The organism is Halomonas sp. BM-2019 (genome assembly GCF_017584085.1).
Window position 1 is genome coordinate 120,690 of the sequence record NZ_CP071922.1, and the last position, 3,769, is coordinate 124,458.

5 protein-coding genes are annotated in these 3,769 nt (G+C 65.5%); 1 reads left to right on the forward strand and 4 read right to left on the reverse strand.

Going from position 1 to position 3,769, the window contains the following annotated elements:
* Positions 1-98: 98 nt before the first annotated feature.
* Complete coding sequence (xseB, locus tag J5F18_RS00640) at positions 99-401, reverse strand: exodeoxyribonuclease VII small subunit (protein WP_346300445.1); 303 nt, start codon at positions 399-401, stop codon at positions 99-101.
* Between the two features lie 229 nt (positions 402-630).
* Between xseB and serA the strand changes: the two genes are divergently transcribed.
* Positions 631-1,881, forward strand: coding sequence for a phosphoglycerate dehydrogenase (gene serA / locus J5F18_RS00645; RefSeq protein WP_346300446.1), 1,251 nt, complete (start codon positions 631-633; stop codon positions 1,879-1,881).
* 77 nt (positions 1,882-1,958) lie between these two features.
* On the opposite strand, the gene J5F18_RS00650 is transcribed toward serA, so the two are convergent.
* From J5F18_RS00650 to J5F18_RS00660, 3 genes are read right to left on the reverse strand one after another with little or no spacing between them, the layout of a single operon-like run.
* Positions 1,959-2,156, reverse strand: coding sequence for a hypothetical protein (locus J5F18_RS00650; protein ID WP_346300447.1), 198 nt, complete (start codon positions 2,154-2,156; stop codon positions 1,959-1,961).
* Between the two features lie 5 nt (positions 2,157-2,161).
* Entirely contained in the window at positions 2,162-3,250 is a 1,089-nt protein-coding gene (locus tag J5F18_RS00655) for an ATP-binding protein (protein ID WP_346300448.1), read from the reverse strand.
* Between the two features lie 48 nt (positions 3,251-3,298).
* Positions 3,299-3,508 (reverse strand): hypothetical protein, encoded by a 210-nt coding sequence (locus tag J5F18_RS00660; protein WP_346300449.1) that lies wholly within the window; start codon positions 3,506-3,508, stop codon positions 3,299-3,301.
* Positions 3,509-3,769: the final 261 nt, after the last annotated feature.

The following is a 3,769-nucleotide window of genomic DNA, read 5'->3' on the forward strand; positions in this document are numbered from 1 at the left end:
CGTCCAGGCGCGGCACCGTGGCGGCGCGCCCATCGAACAGCCCCGTCAGGCGGGCATCCACCCGGGCACGATCCGCGGCCAGTCGGGCCGCCAGGCTCTCAGCGTTCACCCGTGGCCTCCCCCTGAGGCCCCGCACCGGGCGTGAAGGGCCCAAGCTCGATGCCGCCCCCCTCGCCTTCGGTCAGGGTGCGCACCCTGAGCTCGGCCTCGTCGAGGCGGCGCTGAGCGTCGCGGGTCAGGCGAATGCCCTCCTCGAAGGCCGACAGGGAACCCTCCAGCGTCAGCTCGCCGGACTCCAGCCGCTCCACCAGGCCCTCCAGGCGCTCGACGGTAGCGGCGAAGTCCAGCGACGCCGCCGCCGAATCGCCCTGGCCCCTGGACCGCTGCTTGCGTTCCGCCATCTCTCTCCTCGCCTCGCTTGCGCCGCATGCGGCGTCCCGAAAGGCCACAGTATACACGCTCCCCCCCGGGGGTCGTCTGCCCCGGCGGCTCGGGGCCCTACATGCATGGCGCTCATCATGACTGCGCGGCGTTTTCATCCTGGCTCATCCAGCGGCTGTGCTAACATGGCGCCCTTCCACTACTACCTGTCACTGCATGCGGCTCGCGCCGGAAGGGGTTGATTCGACCATGGCCAAGACGTCCCTGGACAAGAGCAAGATCAAGGTCCTGCTGCTCGAGGGGGTCCACCAGAGCGCGGTGGACAATCTGCATAACGCCGGTTACACCAACATCGAGCATCTGCCGACCTCCCTGGACGAGGCGGCGCTGATCGAGAAGATCCGCGATGCCCACTTCCTGGGCATCCGCTCGCGCACCCAGCTCACCGAGCGGGTGTTCGCCGCCGCCGAGAAGCTGGTGGCCGTGGGCTGCTTCTGCATCGGCACCAACCAGGTCGATCTCACCGCGGCCCTGGTGCGCGGCATCCCGGTGTTCAACGCCCCCTACTCCAACACCCGCTCGGTGGCCGAGCTGGTGCTGGCCGAGGCCATCATGCTGCTGCGCGGCATCCCCGAGAAGAACGCCCTGGCCCACCGCGGCGGCTGGCAGAAGAGCGCCAGCAACTCCCACGAGGCCCGCGGCAAGACCCTGGGGATCGTCGGCTACGGCAGCATCGGCTCGCAGCTCTCGGTGCTGGCCGAGTCGCTGGGCTTCGATGTCATCTACTACGACGTGGTGACCAAGCTGGGCATGGGCAACGCCCGCCAGGTCGCGACCCTCGACGAGCTGCTGGCCCGCGCCGACGCGGTCAGCCTGCACGTGCCCGACCTGCCCTCCACCAAATGGATGATCGGCGCCGAGCAGATCGCCCGCATGAAGCCGGGCGGCATCCTGATCAACGCCGCCCGCGGCAGCGTGGTGGTGATCGAGGCCCTGGCCGACGCCATCAAGGCCGGCAAGCTCAATGGCGCGGCCATCGACGTCTTCCCGGTGGAGCCCAAGGGCAACGATGAGGAATTCGAGAGCCCCCTGCGCGGCCTGGACAACGTGATCCTGACCCCGCACATCGGCGGCTCCACCCTGGAGGCCCAGGAGAACATCGGCATCGAGGTCTCCGAGAAGCTGATCACCTACTCCGACAACGGCACCACCGTCACCTCGGTCAACTTCCCCGAGGTGGCCCTGCCGGCCCACCCGGGCAAGCACCGCCTGCTGCATATCCACGACAACGTGCCGGGTGTGCTCTCCGAGATCAACCGCGTGCTCTCCGAGAACGGCATCAACATCGCCGGCCAGTACCTGCAGACCAACGACAAGGTCGGCTACGTGGTGATCGACGTCGACAAGGCCTACGGCCCCCAGGCCCTCGATGCCCTGCGCCACGTCGCCCACACCCTCAAGGTGCGGGTGCTCTACTCCGAGGCCGGCCAGCCCGCCTGACCCTCGCCGCCATCGTCCCGCTCGCCGCCGCGTCGCCTCGACGCGGCGGTTTTTCGTTGCCGCCTGATGGTGACAACTCAAGTCGTCGGCGATGACTCCAGCTCCTCGGTGACGCTGCGGAAAGCCTCAAGCCCTGACTCCAGGTGCGCAATGATCTCCCCCACCAGCACATGCGGCTCAGGCAGATTATCCAGGCCCCCCAGGGAAGCATCCTTGAGCCAGAACAGGGTATGGCAGAAGCTCCAGACCTTGGAGGCAAGGGTTTCGGCGTTCATTCTGGCTATCTTGGGTCGCCTGGCGTCACGTAGGCTTGGTCAGGCCGGTTGGGATCATCCTGGTACCGATATACCAGCTCACCCTCCTGGCGCATCGGTGTAATGTATTCTTTTTGCAAGTATTCCTGGTTCCGCCGCAGTAGCATGGCAAGTTCGACTGCACGATATAGCCGCTCGGCGCAGAGGGCTCGCAGCACCTCACGTACCTTACGCTTATCTCGTGAGCGCTGTCCGATTGCCTCAAGACGGGAAACCAGCCATTCAGGTAGCCCAGCCACCAGGAAGTCCCTAGATAACCCCTCCGACTCCGGAGGTAAGCTCCCTGACTCCGGAGGTAAGCTCCCTGACTCCGGAGGTAAGCTCCCGAGGTTGTCAGGCAAAGCCTTGCCCTCCAGCGGAAAACCGGCCTGGCCATTCGACAGTAGAGGGGCACCGACTGCAGGTTCAGGGAAGTGTTCGCCCGGCACATAATAGGTTGCCGCCCCCCTCGGTACTTGCTGGAGGATATGCAGGGCCCGCAGACGAGCAAGCTGCTGACTGGCCGTCAGCGTATCGACTCGATTCTGGTCCCGGTAGTCGGCGTTGGTGATGCGCCCCGTCTCGCGCACGAACAGCAGCGCACGACACTCCTCCTCGGAAAGCGCCCAGTGACGGAAGTGCTTGAGCCACTCGACCGCTTCGGCGTCCAGGAAATGCACGAACAGCAGCGTCGCCATGAATCGATCCTCATGGCGCACCGACTCGAAGACCGGCGGCGTCAGCCCCGCCTGCTCCATCTGTCGACGCATGACGCGGATACCGCTACCCTTGGTTTCGGCATAGCCAATCTCGTGGAGCACGGTGGCCAACGTCGGGTTGCGCCAGGCGCTTCCCGGCTGGCCCAGCTGCTCCTCGGGCTTGAGCGAGTAGCCGGGATTGCGTATCTCAATGCGGTTGCTGAAGCGGATGACCTGCACCGGCTGGTTGGCGCGATAGTTGCGATGCATCACCGCATTGACGATGGCCTCGCGGATTACCTTGGCGGGAATCAGTGGCTTGTCCTCGCGCCGCGCGCTGCCCTGGGGGAGATGGAAGACCGAGGGTAGATCGTCCATCACGGCGGCCGAGGCGCAGCTGCTCGAGCAGCTCGGCGGTCGACACTTTCATGCCTTGGCCTCGGTTCCAACCACGGCCTGGCCGTACACCATCTGCAGACTGGTGCCGGCGGGAGAAGTGTGTACCGCCACACGGCCCACCACCTTGGGCGCCAGCTCGTGCATCGACTGCACCATCCACCCGGATTCATCCAACTGTCGATCGATGCGGCGCCGCGCCTGCTGCTCCGGGCTCACTCCCTGCGTTTCCGATCCCATTTCAAGCGCCTTGTTGGTTTGCCCCTCTTGCCAGAGGATCAGCCCAGCATACTAGCGCTTGTCATATCCTTCACCTCAGGCATGCCCCCTCGACGCCAGATCACCCCCATGCTAATTGTTAACATCCAAACAAAAACTCACTCCGCCTCCACGGAACTCACGACATGCCGACCGGACTCGCCTACCTGATCGTGGTGCTGGTATGGGCCTCCACGCCGCTGGCCATCAAGTGGAGCGCCGAGGCCGGCGCGCCGGTGGGCA

What these genes read in the sequence shown, in the direction of transcription:
- xseB (WP_346300445.1), bottom strand. Translation starts at nt 401, where the DNA reads ATGGCGGAACGCAAGCAGCGGTCCAGGGGCCAGGGCGATTCGGCGGCG.
- serA (WP_346300446.1), top strand. Translation starts at nt 631, where the DNA reads ATGGCCAAGACGTCCCTGGACAAGAGCAAGATCAAGGTCCTGCTGCTC.
- J5F18_RS00650 (WP_346300447.1), bottom strand. Translation starts at nt 2,156, where the DNA reads ATGAACGCCGAAACCCTTGCCTCCAAGGTCTGGAGCTTCTGCCATACC.
- J5F18_RS00655 (WP_346300448.1), bottom strand. Translation starts at nt 3,250, where the DNA reads ATGGACGATCTACCCTCGGTCTTCCATCTCCCCCAGGGCAGCGCGCGG.
- J5F18_RS00660 (WP_346300449.1), bottom strand. Translation starts at nt 3,508, where the DNA reads ATGGGATCGGAAACGCAGGGAGTGAGCCCGGAGCAGCAGGCGCGGCGC.